This window comes from Sporosarcina sp. FSL W8-0480, from assembly GCF_037963765.1.
Classification (GTDB): Bacteria; Bacillota; Bacilli; order Bacillales_A; family Planococcaceae; genus Sporosarcina.
Map to the genome: position 1 here is coordinate 414057 of NZ_CP150166.1, position 16904 is coordinate 430960.

Here is a 16904-nt window from a genome sequence, read left to right on the forward strand (position 1 = left end):
TCTTAGTATATCATAAATAGGGTGTGCAAACCCTTTTCAAACTAAAGAAAAAACCCGCCCTAAAATCGGACGAGTTTTGATTTGCATAGTAAATGCCGTGCACCTTCCTTCGACTGCCGCACATAAGCGTTACTCCTGTCGACAGCTCAGCCTAGGCTGCCCCGCGGCACATGAGAAATTCCACTTAATGCTGCTTCCTTCCGGACCTGACATGGTTCATGGGTTCCCATTGCGCAGGACCCAGACGTCAACACTACGTGCAAGAGGCAGGCCCTACATGCGGATACAGCCTCGGTAAAGGGATTCAGTCTTGCTAGAGCGGATTGCAAGTTACAGGGCACCGCTACCTCCCCACCTAGCACGGCTTTCTTAGTATAACGTTTTTTATGGATAAAATCAACCCATCCCTTATGATACTTCATCTTGTAAGGGAGAAGTGTTCTCGTTCTTCGTCATTAAGTTCTCGTTTAAACAAAAGAGTCCTCGTTTATTTAAATTAATTTCTCATTAACTATGCAAGTGTTCTCCTTTATACCTAAAGAGTTCTCATTCCCCACTAAAGAGTTCTCCTTTACACCCGAAGAGTTCTCCTTTAATCACAAACCCTCACCCTCTTTAGATGACAGATTTCCGTGAATAAACTTATTTAAAAAAGGTGCAGATAATTGGTTGACACTTCATACCGAATCATGATAAATTATGTTTTGTTGATACGGAGGAATACCCAAGCCCGGCTGAAGGGATCGGTCTTGAAAACCGACAGGGGTGTTAAAGCCCGCGGGGGTTCGAATCCCTCTTCCTCCGCCATACATTTTAAATAAGCGCATAGTTGGAGAGTCTGTTACATTAAATGTGATGGATTCTTTTTATTTTCAATGAAAAAGATGCCTATTGACCGACTGTCGGCTAATAGGCATCTTTTTTAATAGTTGAACCTGTATGGGCTGGCGTTACTGCAATTCCCATATAAAATGGAAATTCCTTTTCCAGCCGCCTCGCAACATTCTCTTCGGTCCCTTTCTCCACTACAATGAACAAAGAAGGACCAGCCCCGCTAATCGTCATACCTAATGCTCCCAATCCATGACAGTACTTCCGAATGCGATCGAAATTATGAAGCAACGATTTACGATACGGTTCATGGAAAACGTCCTTTTCCATCATCCTCCCGACCAACTTCCAATCGTCTACCATCATAGCCGCCACCATGACATTACTTGCAGCGTTTCCAGCTGATGCTATTGAATGAGGCAAATCCTTCGGAAGGAGACCCCTCGATTCGGTTGTTTTCAATGTACTTGGAGGAACGAGCAGAACGCATCCAATTTCCGGCTTGGGCAATTGCACGATTTCCATTTTACCGTCAATGAAATATGTAACTGTTACCCCTCCAAGGAGAGCTGCCGCCACATTGTCGGAATGACCTTCAATCTCGCTGCCTATGCGCACCTTCTCTTCTGGTGGCAATGAAAGATTAAGAAGCTCGTTTGCAATTTCAATCCCTGCGGCTATTGCGGTTGCACTACTGCCAAACCCTTTTCCAAGTGGGATTTCGGATTTTACATATAGAGCATGCGGCTCGAGTTCCTTGCTAAACCGTGTCGCAACTTTATTAATCGTCTGGATGATCAAATTCGTCTCGTCTGTCGGTAAATCAGCGTACTCTTCTCCGTCATATTCCACGCACCACTGCGCAGACCTATGTACTCCTACGGTCATATAAAGGGCAAGGGCAAGACCGATGCTGTCATAGCCCGGTCCAAGATTCGCCGTTGTAGCGGGTACGACGACTGAAAACATCGGTTCTTCCATCAGTTCGCCGCACCATCCTTCAGTTCGTTCAAAAATGTCTCAAACTGCTCTTTTGATAGGAATGACTTCCCTTCATTCACATGAATGGCCGTTTCGGGATCCTTTAGCCCGTTGCCTGTAAGAACACCAACAATCGTCGTCCCTTTTTCAATCAAACCGGCATCAAGTTGCTTCTTAATGCCTGCAATCGTTGCACAGGAGGCGGGCTCTGCAAAAACTCCATCAGTTGAAGCCAACAGGCTATATGCTTCCAATATTTCCTCATCTGTTGCTGAAATAATCGTCCCACCTGATTCCTGAAGCGCAGCTGTCGCCAAATGCCAGCTTGCCGGATTCCCGATACGGATTGCCGTAGCAATTGTTTCAGGCTCTTCAAATACCCGGCCATAGACTATAGGTGCTGCACCATCCGCCTGCACACCTAAAAGTTTCGGCATACCTGACCCCTTTTTGGCGTCATATTCCTTAAACCCTTTCCAGGCAGCGGAAATATTCCCTGCATTTCCGACAGGCAACGCAAAGATATCCGGCACTTTCCCCAATTGCTCATTCGTTTCGAAGGCAATCGTTTTCTGACCTTCCAATCGGTAAGGATTCACTGAATTCACAAGTGCAATCTTTCCTTCTCCTACTTCTCTCACCATACGTAATGCTTCATCGAAGTTCCCTTCAATTGCCACAATTTCTGCGCCGTACATTTTTGCTTGGGCCAATTTGCCAAGCGCAATCCTTCCTTCCGGGATGACAACGATTGTCCGCATCCCGGCTCGTGTCCCATAAGCAGCTGCAGAAGCAGACGTATTGCCTGTTGACGCACAGATTAATGCCGTTTTTCCTTCCTCTTTTGCTTTGGCAACTGCCATCACCATACCCCGATCCTTGAATGAGCCTGTCGGGTTTGTCCCTTCTGTTTTAACATAAAGATTGATGCCCCATAGTTCGGATATATTTTTCAAATGGATGAGCGGCGTGTTTCCTTCCTGCAAAGTGAGCTCAGGTGTTTTTTCCGTTACCGGCAGCCACTCTTTGTATTCTTCTATTAATCCATTCCATCTTCTCATTTGTTTCCGCCCTCCACTCTGTAGTAGCTAATAACACCATTAACTTCCGATGTATTACGCAGTTCATCCATAATGTTGAGATGTTGTTGCCTCGATATTTGATGGGTGATCATAATCAAATCGACACCGCCGTTTCGATCGCCTTCCCGCTGTACAACGGTTGCAAGGCTAGCACCATGCTTGCTATAGATTGAAGCCAATTTCGTCAATACACCGACTTCATCTTTTACAGAAATCCGATGGAAGTAGCGCCCGAAGATTTGGGTGTCTTTTTTTACTTTGCAGAAATGCCGTGGTGCGTGAAGCCTTTTCCCGTTAACTCCAAGCAATAGATTTCGACATGCCGCAACAATATCGCCAGTGACCGATGTGGCAGTTGGCAAAGAACCTGCCCCCGGTCCATAGAACATCGTCTCCCCTACTGTGTCGCCGTATACATATACAGCGTTGAATTCATTGTTGACGGAGGCAAGCGGATGCGAGTTTTGTATGAAAACAGGTTCCACAGAGATTTCGATTCCATCGTCATCCTTTTTCGCAGAACCAGCCATTTTTACAGTAAAGCCGAATTGCTCCGCCAGCTCAAGGTCGCCTTCCCGAATGTCCTTCATACCCCTCACAAAGACGTCTTCCAACCGTACTTCAGTTGAAAATGCAAGCGAAGCAAGGATTGCCATTTTCCTTGCAGCATCGATACCGTCGACGTCAGCCGATGGGTCGGCTTCTGCAAATCCTAATTCGGTTGCTTCCGCTAATGCTTCTTCATATGTTTTCTTTTCATGCTTCATTTTTGTCAGTATGAAATTCGTCGTTCCATTTACGATACCTGTCAAAGCCCGAATTCGATCTGACGCAAGCCCATCTTCCAATGTACGGATAAGTGGAATTCCCCCTCCTACGCTTGCTTCATAGAAGAGGTCACATTTATTTTCATCTGCCAAATTCAATAACTCATTACCGAATTGGGCCATGACATCCTTATTTGCGGTTACGACTCCTTTACCTGCCTGGAGTGCCCGTTCAATCGACTGCTTCGCTTCAGTCGTCCCGCCAATCACTTCTACGATTAAGTCAATAGTAGGATCTTCAATAACCTCGTCCGGATTTATCGTAAAAATATCCTCCGATAAATCAGTGTCCCTTTTCTTTGTAGCATCTTTTACAAGAACTTTTTTTATCTTAACCGGAACTCCAAGCTTATGGATTAGGTCTTCCTGATGTTTTTGAAGAATCGTAGCAACACCGCTTCCGACGACCCCGAACCCTAATAAACCGATGTTGATTTCACTTTTCATGTATACGATTCCCCTCGCTCTATGTTCACTATGTAAATACATTTGTGTTTTATATAAGGACATTATAGAGAAATAAGTCTTTAATAACAACCCTGTTTATGTTAAAGTTCAATATATCATGCAATTGCTACTTCATTAAAGATTGGATCTGGTGAATATGAAAGTTTGTAAGTTCGGCGGCACTTCCGTTGCGACTGCCGATCAAATTAGAAAAGTTGTCGATATTGTAACTTCGAATATTGATCGTAAAATAATCGTTGTCTCAGCTCCTGGTAAACGTTTTTCTGATGATATAAAGGTGACCGATCTTCTTATTAAGTTAGCTGAGAAAGCTTTGTCGAATGAAGATACTGAGGTCGAATTAAACGAGGTCGTCAATCGTTTCCGCGGGATTGCAAATGATCTCGGCCTATCAGATGATATCGTTGAAACGATTAAACATGACTTACAAGATCGACTTTCCCAAGACAAAGAAGACTCCCTCCTTTTCATGGATACAATGAAAGCAGCGGGAGAAGATAATAACGCAAAATTGATTGCTGCCTATTTCCAATTCATCGGTGTCGATGCGAAGTATATCAACCCAAGGGAAGCTGGGCTTTTAGTTAACAATCGTCCTGAGCGCGTTCGTGCATTACCACAAGGGGATGAAAAGCTTGCAAAGTTACGGGATGAGCAAGGCATTATTATATTCCCAGGATTTTTCGGTTATACGGAAGACGGAACGCTTCGTACATTCAATCGTGGCGGCTCGGATATTACCGGTTCCATTATTGCAGCAGCTATTAAAGCAGATCTATATGAAAACTTCACCGACGTGGATTCTGTCTTCGCCGCCAATCCGACGGTTATCGATAATCCCGTTTCCATCGATACGATGACGTACCGTGAAATGCGGGAGCTGGCTTATGCAGGTTTCTCAGTATTCCATGATGAAGCGCTTATTCCAGCTTTTCGGAAGTCGATCCCGGTCCGGATCAAAAATACGAATAACCCAGATGCTCCAGGCACTTTAATCGTCAAGGAGCGGGACTATAACGAGCAACAAGTAATCGGGATTGCCGCCGACAGCGGATTTACCGCAATTTATGTCGATAAATATTTGATGAACCTTGAAATCGGTTTTGGACGCAGACTTTTGCAAATCCTTGAGGAAGAGGATATTTCGTATGAGCATACGCCATCCGGAATCGATAACCTTTCAATTATCCTCCGCAGCCGTGTATTGACGAAGGAGAAGGAAGAACGAATCGTCGAGCGGATTCATAAGGAACTTGAACCGGATGCTGTCATAGTGGAACATGATTACTCCATGATTGTCCTTGTTGGAGAGGGCATGCAGTATACAACCGGTCTCGCCGGTAGGGCTGCAACTGCAATTGCCAGAACAGGGGCTAATATTGAGATGATTAACCAGGGATCCTCCGAGGTCAGCCTTGTATTCGGTGTAAAAGTACAGGATGAAACGAAAATTTTAAAAGAATTGTATAAGGAATTCTTCGTAAAATCATATGCATAATAAAAACCAGGGACATGTATCTATGTCCCTGGTTTTTATCTTGGCACGAACTTGTATGGAAATTGTTTGAAGATGCCTTCCGAAATCATGTCTGCCATCATCAATGCCTCTGCTTCAATCCGATCGAAAACCTCCACCTCTAACTGGAAGTTCCGTTGAATCATGCATACCGCCTCTAACTTTGTCATTTCCAAATGGGAATAAAGCATTTTGCGCATTGCTTCTTTGTCGATGTAAGGATTAATCCTGTTCAGGAACTCCGCAATTTTATCCGCGTTCCGGTACCATTCCTGCTCTTTTTGTTTCGCCTTTTCAGCCTCTCCATTCACTGCAGCCGTCACAAGATCTGCCGCAATCATTAGATGTTCTGAAATTAAATCGCGATATTGGTCTGCGATTTTATCTCCATAATACGGTCTTATGGCATTCCCCATATCCGTCGCATTGCGTAATAGACGTTCAAGTACGTATTTCAAATCCGGAACTTTGAAGACGATTGCTGTAATGGCCATCCGTGTCCACGTGACATGCTGCTCCCATAACATTCGGTTTTTATTCCACAAGGCTACCTGCTCAGCGCTATAGCAATTGATAGGTTGCATTTGGGTTGTTGGGAATATCGGATACGCTGGAAAGTTTCCGTAAAACTGATTCACTGTACCACTCCATCATTCATACTTGGGTCAGTACATATATATTCAGTTCTAGTTAGTCCGGTGATAAAAAAAGAACAGCCAACTATTTGGCTGTCCCAATGTTATTTTTTTAACATAGCTGATAAGTTCAACATGTTTCCGATACGTTCGACAATTGTCTCCACTTCATGTGGATCTCTCATTAAATCATACTCGGTAATATCAATCCGCAAAACAGGGCAAGCGTTGAATGAATCAATCCATTTTACATAGCGGTGGTGAAGTTCTTCCCAGTACGATAGCGGTGTCTGTTGTTCCATAACGCGACCTCGCTCTTGGATTCGTGCAAGAATCGATTCGAATGGGCCATCTAAATAGACAAGCAAATCGGGATGCGGGAAATATGGAGTCATGACCATCGCATCGAACAGCTTTGTGTATGTATCGTAATCGACTGGATCCATCGTCCCTTTATCTTTATGCATCTTCGCAAAAATACCTGTATCTTCATAGATGGAACGGTCTTGTATAAAGCCGCCACCATATTCGAAAATTCTCTTCTGTTCCTTGAACCTTTCTGCAAGGAAATAGATTTGCAAATGGAAGCTCCATTTTTCAAAGTCATCGTAAAAACGGTCTAAATATGGATTCTCATCCACATTTTCAAGGGATGTTCGAAAATCCAATGCTTGTGCAAGTGCGTTCGTCATCGTCGATTTACCTGCCCCAACTGTGCCTGCAATCGTAATGACTGCATTTTTCGGAATCCCGTATTTTTCTCGTAAATTCATTGTCTTACTCCTTTTCGTATCGTCTCATCGACTTCGTTAAGAATCAGGTTCAAATCCCCGGCTTCGTTCACAAAGTCTATTTCATCCCCATTGAAACGTAGCACTGGAATTTCCGGATGTGCCGCTTCAAAGTCCGTGATGAACACTTCATAGTCATCAGCAAGCCGCTCCAAGTAAAGGGGGTCAATCTTCTTCTCAAAGTCCCGTCCACGTAATGCGATCCGCTTCATGAGCGTATCAAGTGATGCATGCAAGTAAATGATGACATTCGGTACTGGCATATCCCTCGTTAAAATATGATAGATTTCCTCATACTTTGCATACTCGTCCGCAGGAAGCGTACGCCTTGCAAAAATCAGGTTTTTAAAAATATGATAATCGGCTACTACAGGCCGCCGTTCGCTAATGAACTGCTTTCTTATATCGCTTAATTGCTTATATCGATTACAGAGAAAGAACATTTCCGTTTGAAAACTCCATTCCTCAATATCGTCATAAAATTTATTTAAAAAAGGATTTTCATCCACTATTTCGCTTAACTGATGAAACCGCTGTGCTTCGGCAATTGCTTTTGACAGCGTTGTTTTGCCGACGCCTATCGGTCCCTCTACCGTAATGAACGGAACAGACATAAAAAGCTCCCCTTTGATTCGACAATTTCTGCATTTCATTTTATCACAATAGGGTGTTGAAACATAGATGTTGACGAAAAATGGCAGAGGATAGTGGAGGATGGTACACTAAATGCAAGGAGCGATGGAAGATGGATGTATTTGAAACGGACCGCAGTTTCATGCGGATAGCGATAGAAGAGGCGAAAAAAGCCAAAGCAATTGGGGAAGTGCCAATCGGCGCGGTCATTGTAAAAGATGGAGAAATTATTGCACGTGCCCACAACCTTAGGGAAACATCGCAAAATGCCGTCACACATGCTGAACTTTCAGCCATCCAAGATGCTTGCAAAGAAGTTGGTAGTTGGCGACTGGAAGAGACGACATTATATGTAACCCTTGAACCTTGCCCAATGTGTGCCGGAGCTATTTTACAATCAAGAATTCCGCGTGTCGTGTATGGAGCACGTGATCCAAAAGGTGGTTGTGTAGATTCACTTTATCAATTGCTGAATGACTCGCGTTTCAACCATGAATGTGAAGTGGCGGAAGGCGTGATGGCGGATGAATGCGGTGAGATGCTATCAAGTTTTTTCAGGTCATTGCGTGAAAAGAAGAAAGAACAAAAAAAGGCGATGCGGGATATGAATTAACCCCGCATCGCCTCAAACTGTTGGCAAGCGCTCGCATTCTTTGTTGCTTGCACTCGTTGTAAGCTCATGAACTGAAGTTCTATTCGCTTCCGCCTCGCGCTGCGCGCCTCGAATGACAAGCGCTTTCAATCAGTTTGAATAGCCGATGACTTCTTTTCCACCCATATATGGACGTAATACTTCCGGAATTACAACAGATCCGTCTTCCTGTTGGAAGTTTTCAAGGATTGCTGCCACTGTACGACCTACTGCAAGGCCGCTTCCATTCAATGTATGAACGAATTCCGGTTTCGCACCTTGTTCACGGCGGAAACGGATTCCTGCACGTCTTGCTTGGAAATCTTCAAAGTTAGAGCAAGAAGAAATCTCACGATATGTGTCCTGCGTCGGAATCCACACTTCAAGATCATACTTCTTTGCAGCTGTGAACCCAAGGTCAGCCGTACACATCTTCAAGACACGATATGGCAAACCTAACAGTTGCAACACTTTCTCTGCATGACCTGTCAGTTTTTCCAACTCATCATAAGATTCTTCCGGCTTAACAAAGCGAACAAGTTCTACCTTGTTAAACTGGTGCTGGCGAATCAAACCACGAGTGTCACGGCCAGCAGAACCTGCTTCTGAACGGAAGTTTGTGCTGTATGCAGTGAACGCAGCCGGTAATTGAGCACCATCAAGGATTTCATCACGATAATAGTTTGTCACAGGCACTTCAGATGTCGGGATTAGGAAATAATCCTCTTCCTCAACAAGGAACGCATCCTCTTCGAATTTCGGCAACTGCCCAGTACCCGTCAAGCTTGTACGATTCACCAAATAAGGCGGCAGCATTTCCTCATAGCCGTGCTCCTCTGAATGCAAATCAAGCATGAAGCTAATCAATGCACGTTCCAGTCTTGCTCCAAGGCCACGATAGAATACAAAACGGCTACCCGTCACTTTCGCAGCGCGTTCAAAATCAAGCAAATTCAAATCCGTTCCGATTTCCCAATGCGGTTTTGGTTCGAAAGCGAATTCAGGCTTTTCTCCCCATGTACGGACTTCGACGTTGTCATCTTCGCTGTCGCCGACTGGAACAGACTCATGCGGGATGTTCGGAATACGCATGATAACATAGTTTAGGTCTTCTTCAACTTGATGAAGTTGCTCGTCAAGTGATTTAATTTCGTCCCCCACTTCGCGCATACGAGCAATCACGTCATCCGCGTTCTCTTTATTCCGCTTCATTTCCGCAACTTTTTGAGATACTTCATTACGCTCTGCTTTAAGAACCTCTACCTTTGCGATTAGTTCTCTCCGTTTTTCATCAAGACCAACGAATCTGTCCAACTCTGACAGATCTTCACCACGTTTCGCAAGCCTTTCTTTCACTTCATCGAAATTCGCTCGCAGTAATTTAATGTCTAACATAGCCGACTCCTCCTCTAATTTAATATGACGATGATTTTTGAACACAAAAAAAGCCCTCTATCCCCTATACAAGGGACGAGAACTACCCGCGTTGCCACCCAAATTGATCAACAAATTTGCTGATCCACTCTTTGAAATAACGGTTCAATGTCCGGTTAGGCTTACTTAAAGTTCAACCTAACTACTCAGGGACGGATTCACAAGTGTCTTTACCGGCTCGCACCACCCGCCGGCTCTCTTTGAAAAACATGCTTGCTACTGCTTCCCATCATCGTCTTTTAATTTGAAATTAACATCACTTTACTACATGGCACTTCTTTTGGCAAGGGTCAAGGTGCTATATTATTCAACATATCCGCAATTGCGATGAAATATTCTGTTTCATGTGGAACAAAATCGGTTAACTTTAATTCACCGACTTCTCCAGTATGAATGTTTTTGCAAACGACTTTCACAACCCTACTACGAAATAGCATAACCAGGTCCTGAATTTCAACAATATGAATACCATCGACTTCTTCTTGTTGTAATTTAAAATCAGTTGGCGCAAAAGTATATTTATAAACAAACACATTCGCAAATTCATTATCTATGAAGCCCGGAAGCTTTATCGTATCACGTACAACACCCGTACTTTGTAGTTTCATATGGTCAATCACAATACCGATTTCTTCCTCAACTTCTCGGACACCGTCCATGACAGTTTCGTCTGCAAGCAGATGTCCAGCCGCCGTTATATCGTACATACCGGGAAAATCCTTCTTGACGAAGCTACGCTTTTGAATATATACGTTTTCTTCATCAACAAGCCAACAATGAAATGTCTCATGCCACAATCCCGATTCATGAATCTTTTCTCTATATTCATTATGAATATACCGATAATCTTCATCGAACACTTTCAATAGTTCTACCAATGGTTATACTCCTTTTCAACGAAAAATATTGATTATATTAACAATAAGATTCAACGTAACTTCTATAGCAATAATTGCATCAGATATCTTAATGACTAAAGTTGCCTCAGGTGAAAATTCATGCTCTTGTTCATATTGCGGAGCAAAAAACATCAATACACTAACAGGAATAAACAATATGAACATAAAAATTGCTTCAGCCATCCAATCCACCTCCAGTTTAACGCCAAAAACGTATAAAAAACTGCACTTACTCATAAACCTTCAAATATGCTCATAAAGCAGTCTAACTACGCATAAGTCATTTCAAAACCTCATAAATCAGTCGATACACGCATAATGGCCAGCCCCGGCCACTTTCCACTTTTCACTTTCTACGTTTTCCAAAGTAGAAAGGATTCAAAAAGTCTGGAGTGTCTTTCCCCTTCCCAATTTGTCATGTATACTTTAAAATGACCCTACCGAGTTACTAATATTCTGCCTAATTAACATAGTCAGTGTGAGGTGTATCTAATGGAAATGCTCTTAATTGAACTAAATAAAGAAATTGAAACTCCCTTATACGAGCAAATCTACCAGCAAATCCGTGATGACATAACCGACGGGAAAATCGCAGTCGGCGATAAGCTCCCATCCAAACGAAAGCTTGGCGAATTCCTTGATATCAGCCAGACGACGATTGAACTTGCTTACGGTCAGCTCGTCGCTGAAGGGTTTATTACATCTAAACCGCGAAAAGGTTATTTTGTGCAAGAAATTGGAGAATTGGCGTATGTGCAACCGGTCAGGACATTAAGTATCCCTGCCCGGGAGAAACGAAAAGAGCTGGAGATTGACTTTTCACCCGGAAAAATTGATACAGAGTTTTTCCCTTTCAAGCAATGGCGTAAATATGCAAAGGACGTCATTGACGAATCTTCAAGGCATCTATTATTATTGGGCCATCCACATGGTGACCCTGAACTTCGCCAGGAAATCGCGACCTATTTGTACCACTCGAGGGGAGTGGATTGCTCGGCGGATCAAATCATTGTTGGCTCAGGTACAGAACAGCTTATGCCGCTGCTCATCAGGCTCCTTGGACCTGAAGCAAAATATGCTATCGAGGACCCCGGCTATCCGTTAACCCACCACGTGTTTTTCCATAATAACCGAGAAGCAATTCCGATTTCCGTGGATGAAGAAGGAATGGACGTACATGCGCTTACACAATCCTCTGCAAACGTTGCTTACGTCACACCATCTCATCAGTTCCCGACCGGTACAGTGCTATCAGCAGCTCGTAGGATGGCTCTATTGAATTGGGCTGCATCAAGTAATAGCAATTTCATCATTGAAGATGATTATGACAGTGAGTTCCGCTATACTGGACGCCCCATTCCTTCACTGCAAGGGATGGACAAAGTCGGTAAAGTCATTTATTTAAGTACATTTTCCAAATCGCTCATGCCATCGCTAAGGATTGCTTATATGGTGTTGCCTCCTGTACTCCTTGAAAAGTATGAAAAGGCATTTATCCATTATTCCTCTACTGTCCCGAGGTTTGACCAGCATACGCTTGCACATTTCATGGCCGACGGGCATTTTGCGAGGCACTTGAACAGGATGCGGAAAGTGTATAAACGTAAACTGCAGCTTCTGACGGATTCATTGCAGGCGTATACACCCCATATTTCCTTCTCGGGTGACGAAGCGGGCATGCATATCCTTATCAATATTCACACAGATGACGATGAAGCGATGTTGACGAAACGGGCATTTAATAAAGGAATTCGTGTATATGGATTGAATGAATATAGGAAAGTTGAGAAGAAACAGCGTCCATCCTTTTTAATTGGCTTCGGAGGTCTATCGGATGCTCAAATTCCAGAATACGTCGAGAGGCTCATGAGCGCTTGGAAAATCGATAAACGTAAAAAAAGGTAATGGACCCCGAAGCGGATCCATTACCTTTAAATTATTTAAATAATCCTTTGACAAATCCAGTTGCACCATTCCACAATCCGGCAAAGAAATCACCAATGCCGCTCATCATTAACGAGAACCAGCCTGCTTTCTCGACGTCCGTTGTAACAACAACATCCATGCCAAGGTCCTTCGAATCGATAAATCCGTAATCCTCGCCTTCTTTCTTGACGATTTTCACGTGACCGACAACAGTTCCCTTTTTAATCGGTGCTTCAAGCTGTCCGTCTTTCAATAATGATTCATCTAACACAAGTTGTGGTTCGAATTGATCTTTTTCATTTGATTTGATCATCGCTCGAACTGAATCCTTCACTTCGATAGCAACCTTTTTCTCTTTTCCTTTCAGAACATCCAATGTCTTCTGGTCTTCAAATTCATAACCAGCTGGAAGAAGTTCCTCGTTTGAGAACTGGCTGAAACCGTAATCGAACATAGCACGTGTTGCGTCAAATCTTGCCTTGTAGGAGCCTACTCCATTTGCATCCACCGCTTTCATAACAACCGCGATGAGACGCTTATCGCCGCGTTTTGCAGTTCCTGTAAAGCAATGCCCTGCAAAATCAGTTGTGCCCGTTTTCAGGCCGTCGACACCTTCATATTCATAAACAAATCCAGGAAGCATGAAATTCCAATTGTCCATCTTGATGGCGTCCGTCGTGCCTTCACGGAAAACTTTTGAATTGATCTTAGTCGTTTCCAAAACTTCAGGGTAATCATGCATCAAATGATATGCAAGACGTGCAACCGATTTAGCAGGCATGACGTTTTCATCATTGGCGCCAGTTCCTTGCGGATGCATACCTTGTAGATATTCATTGTTCAATCCAGTCGAGTTTACAAATTTATAGTCGACCAAACCAAGTTCCTTCGCCTTTGCATCCATCAATTTCAAGAACTCTGTTTCCGTTCCTGCAATTGTTTCAGCAATCGCAATCGTAGCGGCATTCGCCGAGTAAATTGCTAAAGCTTCGTACAGTTCACGAATTGTATACGTACCATCACGACGTAATGGAACGTTGCTTAAACGCCTGTCCTGCGAGATTGCATATGTGTAGTCATTGACTTTATATTCTTGATCCCAACTGATTTTCCCCTCATGAATTGCTTCAAATAAGAGATACTCAGTCATCATTTTAGACATACTTGCAATGCCGAGTGGTGTATCTGCATTCTCTTCGTATAAAATCTTACCACTGTCCGCGTCAATTAAGATGGCACCATCTACATGAATGCCAAGTGTCGTTTCTGCTTGTACCTGAGTAGTACCAATCGTCGCCATAAGTATAATTGGAATGATTAGTAATGCTACCCATTTTCTCATTTCCCGTTTCACCAAACTACCTCCGTCATTGCAATTTTCCATTATATATTTTATCACATCGTGAACAAGATTAGGGGAATCTAATCAAAAAGCACCTTTCCGCTCATATAAAGACGATCGGAAAGGTGCTGAAGTTTCTATTTGTACGCTTCCAATTTTATGAAATGGAGTAGTTAGGCGCTTCTTTTGTAATATGAACTTGGTGCGGATGACTTTCGCGAAGACCTGCACCAGTCATACGGATGAATTGAGCTTTCTCACGGAGGTCATGTAGATCCTTCGTTCCACAGTAGCCCATTCCAGCACGGATACCACCAACAAGTTGGTGAATTGTATCAGAAAGAGGTCCTTTATAAGGCATACGTCCTTCAATTCCCTCAGGAACAAGCTTTTTTGCATCCTCTTGGAAATAACGGTCTTTTGAACCGTGTTCCATTGCACCAACTGAACCCATACCGCGATAAACCTTAAAACGTCTACCTTGGAAGATTTCTGTTTCCCCTGGGCTTTCTGTCGTTCCTGCAAGCAAGCTACCAAGCATAACAACATGTCCACCAGCTGCCAATGCCTTCACGATATCACCGGAGTATTTAATGCCTCCATCCGCAATAATCGTTTTGCCGTGATTTCGAGCTTCCGAAGCACATTCATAAACTGCTGTAATCTGAGGTACACCTACACCAGCCACTACTCGTGTTGTACAGATGGATCCAGGACCAATTCCCACCTTAACGACATCTGCACCCGCTTCGTACAATGCCGCAGTTCCTTCAGCAGTTGCAACGTTACCAGCGATGATACCAAGATCCGGGTACTCTTCTCGAATTTGTGCAACCGTATCAAGAACGCCTTTTGAATGCCCATGGGCCGTGTCAATAACAATTGCATCAACTTCAGCAGCAACAAGCTTCTGCACACGCAACATTGTATCGGATGTGACACCAACCGCTGCAGCTACAAGTAGACGACCTTGTTTATCCTTAGCCGCATTCGGGAATTCAATAACTTTCTCAATATCCTTAATTGTGATGAGGCCTTTCAAAATGCCATCTTCATCGACAATCGGAAGCTTTTCAATTTTATACTTCTGCAAGATTTTTTCTGCGTCTTCAAGTGTTGTTCCAACAGATGCTGTCACTAAATTATCTTTTGTCATGACATCATTGATGATCATTGAATAATCCTGGATGAAACGTAGATCCCGATTCGTCAAAATACCAACTAACTTTTGCTCATCCATATTATTTACGATAGGGACACCAGAAATACGATACTTGCCCATTAAATGCTCTGCATCAAATACTTGGTGTTCTGGAGTGAGGAAGAAAGGATTTGTGATAACCCCATTTTCAGAACGCTTCACCGTCACAACCTGTTCGGCCTGCTCTTCAATGCTCATGTTCTTATGAATAACACCAAGACCACCTTGACGAGCCATCGCAATTGCCATTTTAGACTCGGTCACTGTATCCATTCCCGCACTAATAATTGGGATATTCAAAGTGATATTCTCCGTCAACTTAACAGAAAGAGATACGTCCTTCGGTAAAACTTCCGAAGCCCCCGGCACAAGAAGCACATCATCAAAGGTCAAGCCTTCGCGTGTAAATTTAGATTCCCACATTTCGTTTCCTCCTCAAAATGATTATCTGCATCTGAATATTATTAAAAGGTTATCAGCGTCAATGAAGCGTGTCAAGGTTGCATGAATAAGAAAGTGAATTCCTATTATTCACTGAATGATTTTATCAATTGATACTCTCATTTTCTCTGGTGAAGTTTGGGGAGCAAACCGTTCCACTACATTTCCTTTACGATCAACTAAGAACTTCGTGAAGTTCCACTTGATCCCTTCTGTTAATAAACCTCTCTTTTGACTTGTTAGGAACGAAAACAAAGGGGCAGCTTGATCACCTCTTACATCCACTTTTTTAAACATTGGAAATGTGACACCGTAGTTTTGTTTACAAAAGTTTAGTGTCTCATCCATTGAGTTAAATTCCTGATTATTGAAGTTATCCGATGGGAAACCAAGAACAATTAACCCTTGTTCACGGTAATCATTATACAGTTCCTGCAGCTCTTTGAATTGGTCAGTAAAACCGCATTTACTTGCAGTATTCACTATGACAATAACGGAACCCTCATACTCCTGCATTGATTGTTTTGTATCATCCGGCTTTTCAACGGAAAAATCATAAATCGTAGCCATATTTATCATCGCCCCTCTTAACTGTTATTAATCAAAGATAATTCAACTCTGCTGGTTTTGCAAAGACGGTAACTTTATGGATTTGATTTATGGGAGGTGGATTCTGGTGCGTACAGGACGGGGGCTTGAGCGCAAAGGGCGAGTTCTTGAGCACAAAACGGATTTCTTGAGCGCCATAGAAAATTCTTGAGCACAAAACGGATTTCTTGAGCGTCAAAGAAAATTCTTGAGCACAAAACGGATTTCATGAGCATCAAAGAATATTCTTGAGCACAAAACGGATTTCTTAAGCGCCATAGAAATTCTTGAGCACAAAACGGATTTCTTGAGCATCAAAGAATACCTCTTAGTTTGTCAAAGGCATTTGGCGCGTTTAATTGGGGTTTATAAATAGTATTTACCCACGGTCGCGGCTAACACCGTTATTCCCCACCTCTTGTTAATTCGTGCCCAGTGCTTTTAACACTTTAAAAGCTTTTGCAAAATACTTTTTAAACACAAAAAAACCACCCCCACAGGGATGGCCTTTGCCCGGCGACGTCCTACTCTCACAGGGGGAAGCCCCCTACTACCATCGGCGCTGAAGAGCTTAACTTCCGTGTTCGGGATGGGAACGGGTGTGACCTCTTCGCCTTCGTCACCAGACTATGTATGAACGATGCTTGTTCGTTCAAAACCGGATAAAAGAGACATTGT

General features: G+C 43.2%; 15 protein-coding genes, 1 tRNA gene, 1 rRNA gene, 1 other RNA gene and 1 other annotated feature. Of the genes, 4 read left to right on the forward strand and 14 right to left on the reverse strand.

Translation table 11 applies throughout. The features are described from left to right. Positions 1-95: 95 nt before the first annotated feature. Positions 96-364: signal recognition particle sRNA large type (gene ffs, locus NSQ43_RS02130), an RNA gene on the reverse strand. 350 nt (positions 365-714) lie between these two features. Here ffs and NSQ43_RS02135 point away from each other — a divergent pair. Next, a tRNA-Ser gene (locus tag NSQ43_RS02135) sits at positions 715-807 on the forward strand. Between the two features lie 99 nt (positions 808-906). On the opposite strand, the gene thrB is transcribed toward NSQ43_RS02135, so the two are convergent. Genes thrB through NSQ43_RS02150 form a run of 3 tightly spaced genes read right to left on the reverse strand, consistent with a single transcriptional unit; the run spans position 907 to position 4168 of the window. Then, entirely contained in the window at positions 907-1812 is a 906-nt protein-coding gene (gene thrB, locus NSQ43_RS02140; protein WP_339252625.1) for a homoserine kinase, read from the reverse strand. Continuing rightward, entirely contained in the window at positions 1812-2873 is a 1062-nt protein-coding gene (gene thrC / locus NSQ43_RS02145; protein WP_339252626.1) for a threonine synthase, read from the reverse strand. The genes thrB and thrC overlap by 1 nt, the downstream gene beginning before the upstream one ends. Further along, positions 2870-4168, reverse strand: a complete 1299-nt coding sequence (locus tag NSQ43_RS02150) for a homoserine dehydrogenase (protein ID WP_339252628.1) — start codon at positions 4166-4168, stop codon at positions 2870-2872. The genes thrC and NSQ43_RS02150 overlap by 4 nt, the downstream gene beginning before the upstream one ends. A gap of 157 nt (positions 4169-4325) precedes the next feature. Here NSQ43_RS02150 and NSQ43_RS02155 point away from each other — a divergent pair, with 157 nt between their 5' ends. After that, complete coding sequence (locus NSQ43_RS02155) at positions 4326-5687, forward strand: aspartate kinase (protein WP_339252629.1); 1362 nt, start codon at positions 4326-4328, stop codon at positions 5685-5687. A 35-nt stretch (positions 5688-5722) separates the two neighbouring features. Here NSQ43_RS02155 and NSQ43_RS02160 read toward each other — a convergent pair whose 3' ends face one another. The 3 genes from NSQ43_RS02160 to NSQ43_RS02170 all read right to left on the reverse strand — a co-directional run bounded on the left by NSQ43_RS02160 (position 5723) and on the right by NSQ43_RS02170 (position 7745). After that, positions 5723-6343, reverse strand: a complete 621-nt coding sequence (locus NSQ43_RS02160) for a hypothetical protein (protein WP_339252630.1) — start codon at positions 6341-6343, stop codon at positions 5723-5725. A gap of 101 nt (positions 6344-6444) precedes the next feature. Next, a complete protein-coding gene (locus tag NSQ43_RS02165) occupies positions 6445-7113 on the reverse strand; it encodes a deoxynucleoside kinase (protein WP_339252632.1) in 669 nt (222 codons plus the stop codon). Next, entirely contained in the window at positions 7110-7745 is a 636-nt protein-coding gene (locus NSQ43_RS02170) for a deoxynucleoside kinase (RefSeq protein WP_339252633.1), read from the reverse strand. Before NSQ43_RS02170 ends, NSQ43_RS02165 begins: the two co-directional genes overlap by 4 nt. Before the next feature lie 131 nt (positions 7746-7876). Between NSQ43_RS02170 and tadA the strand changes: the two genes are divergently transcribed. Continuing rightward, on the forward strand, positions 7877-8377 hold the full coding sequence (gene tadA, locus NSQ43_RS02175) for a tRNA adenosine(34) deaminase TadA (protein ID WP_339252634.1): 501 nt from the start codon (positions 7877-7879) through the stop codon (positions 8375-8377). Positions 8378-8506: 129 nt separating this feature from the next. Here the strand turns inward: tadA and serS are convergent, their stop codons facing one another. From serS to NSQ43_RS02190, 3 genes are all read right to left on the reverse strand, one after another. Then, positions 8507-9790 carry a serine--tRNA ligase gene (gene serS / locus NSQ43_RS02180; RefSeq protein WP_339252636.1) on the reverse strand — a complete coding sequence of 428 codons (1284 nt, stop codon included), beginning with the start codon at positions 9788-9790 and terminating at the stop codon, positions 8507-8509. A 68-nt stretch (positions 9791-9858) separates the two neighbouring features. Beyond that, positions 9859-10071: a binding site (T-box leader), on the reverse strand. Positions 10072-10119: 48 nt separating this feature from the next. After that, positions 10120-10707 (reverse strand): NUDIX domain-containing protein, encoded by a 588-nt coding sequence (locus NSQ43_RS02185; RefSeq protein ID WP_339252638.1) that lies wholly within the window; start codon positions 10705-10707, stop codon positions 10120-10122. 15 nt (positions 10708-10722) lie between these two features. After that, positions 10723-10911: a hypothetical protein gene (locus NSQ43_RS02190; RefSeq protein ID WP_339252639.1), complete on the reverse strand. Its 189-nt coding sequence runs from the start codon at positions 10909-10911 to the stop codon at positions 10723-10725. Between the two features lie 309 nt (positions 10912-11220). Between NSQ43_RS02190 and NSQ43_RS02195 the strand changes: the two genes are divergently transcribed. After that, positions 11221-12633 carry a PLP-dependent aminotransferase family protein gene (locus NSQ43_RS02195; protein ID WP_339252641.1) on the forward strand — a complete coding sequence of 471 codons (1413 nt, stop codon included), beginning with the start codon at positions 11221-11223 and terminating at the stop codon, positions 12631-12633. 31 nt (positions 12634-12664) lie between these two features. Here the strand turns inward: NSQ43_RS02195 and NSQ43_RS02200 are convergent, their stop codons facing one another. The 4 genes from NSQ43_RS02200 to rrf form a co-directional block, all read right to left on the reverse strand. Continuing rightward, a complete protein-coding gene (locus NSQ43_RS02200) occupies positions 12665-13996 on the reverse strand; it encodes a serine hydrolase (RefSeq protein ID WP_339254746.1) in 1332 nt (443 codons plus the stop codon). 157 nt (positions 13997-14153) lie between these two features. After that, the gene (gene guaB / locus NSQ43_RS02205; RefSeq protein ID WP_339252643.1) at positions 14154-15620 is read right to left on the reverse strand and encodes an IMP dehydrogenase; all 1467 of its coding nucleotides are present in this window, start codon (positions 15618-15620) and stop codon (positions 14154-14156) included. A 108-nt stretch (positions 15621-15728) separates the two neighbouring features. Beyond that, a complete protein-coding gene (locus NSQ43_RS02210; protein ID WP_339252644.1) occupies positions 15729-16208 on the reverse strand; it encodes a glutathione peroxidase in 480 nt (159 codons plus the stop codon). Between the two features lie 529 nt (positions 16209-16737). Then, a 5S ribosomal RNA gene (rrf, locus tag NSQ43_RS02215) occupies positions 16738-16853 on the reverse strand. Between the last annotated feature and the right edge of the window lie 51 nt (positions 16854-16904).

Coding starts and splice junctions, on each gene's coding strand:
- thrB (WP_339252625.1), bottom strand. CDS start 1,812: ATGGAAGAACCGATGTTTTCAGTCGTCGTACCCGCTACAACGGCGAAT.
- thrC (WP_339252626.1), bottom strand. CDS start 2,873: ATGAGAAGATGGAATGGATTAATAGAAGAATACAAAGAGTGGCTGCCG.
- NSQ43_RS02150 (WP_339252628.1), bottom strand. CDS start 4,168: ATGAAAAGTGAAATCAACATCGGTTTATTAGGGTTCGGGGTCGTCGGA.
- NSQ43_RS02155 (WP_339252629.1), top strand. CDS start 4,326: ATGAAAGTTTGTAAGTTCGGCGGCACTTCCGTTGCGACTGCCGATCAA.
- NSQ43_RS02165 (WP_339252632.1), bottom strand. CDS start 7,113: ATGAATTTACGAGAAAAATACGGGATTCCGAAAAATGCAGTCATTACG.
- NSQ43_RS02170 (WP_339252633.1), bottom strand. CDS start 7,745: ATGTCTGTTCCGTTCATTACGGTAGAGGGACCGATAGGCGTCGGCAAA.
- tadA (WP_339252634.1), top strand. CDS start 7,877: ATGGATGTATTTGAAACGGACCGCAGTTTCATGCGGATAGCGATAGAA.
- serS (WP_339252636.1), bottom strand. CDS start 9,790: ATGTTAGACATTAAATTACTGCGAGCGAATTTCGATGAAGTGAAAGAA.
- NSQ43_RS02190 (WP_339252639.1), bottom strand. CDS start 10,911: ATGGCTGAAGCAATTTTTATGTTCATATTGTTTATTCCTGTTAGTGTA.
- NSQ43_RS02195 (WP_339252641.1), top strand. CDS start 11,221: ATGGAAATGCTCTTAATTGAACTAAATAAAGAAATTGAAACTCCCTTA.
- NSQ43_RS02200 (WP_339254746.1), bottom strand. CDS start 13,996: ATGAGAAAATGGGTAGCATTACTAATCATTCCAATTATACTTATGGCG.
- guaB (WP_339252643.1), bottom strand. CDS start 15,620: ATGTGGGAATCTAAATTTACACGCGAAGGCTTGACCTTTGATGATGTG.
- NSQ43_RS02210 (WP_339252644.1), bottom strand. CDS start 16,208: ATGGCTACGATTTATGATTTTTCCGTTGAAAAGCCGGATGATACAAAA.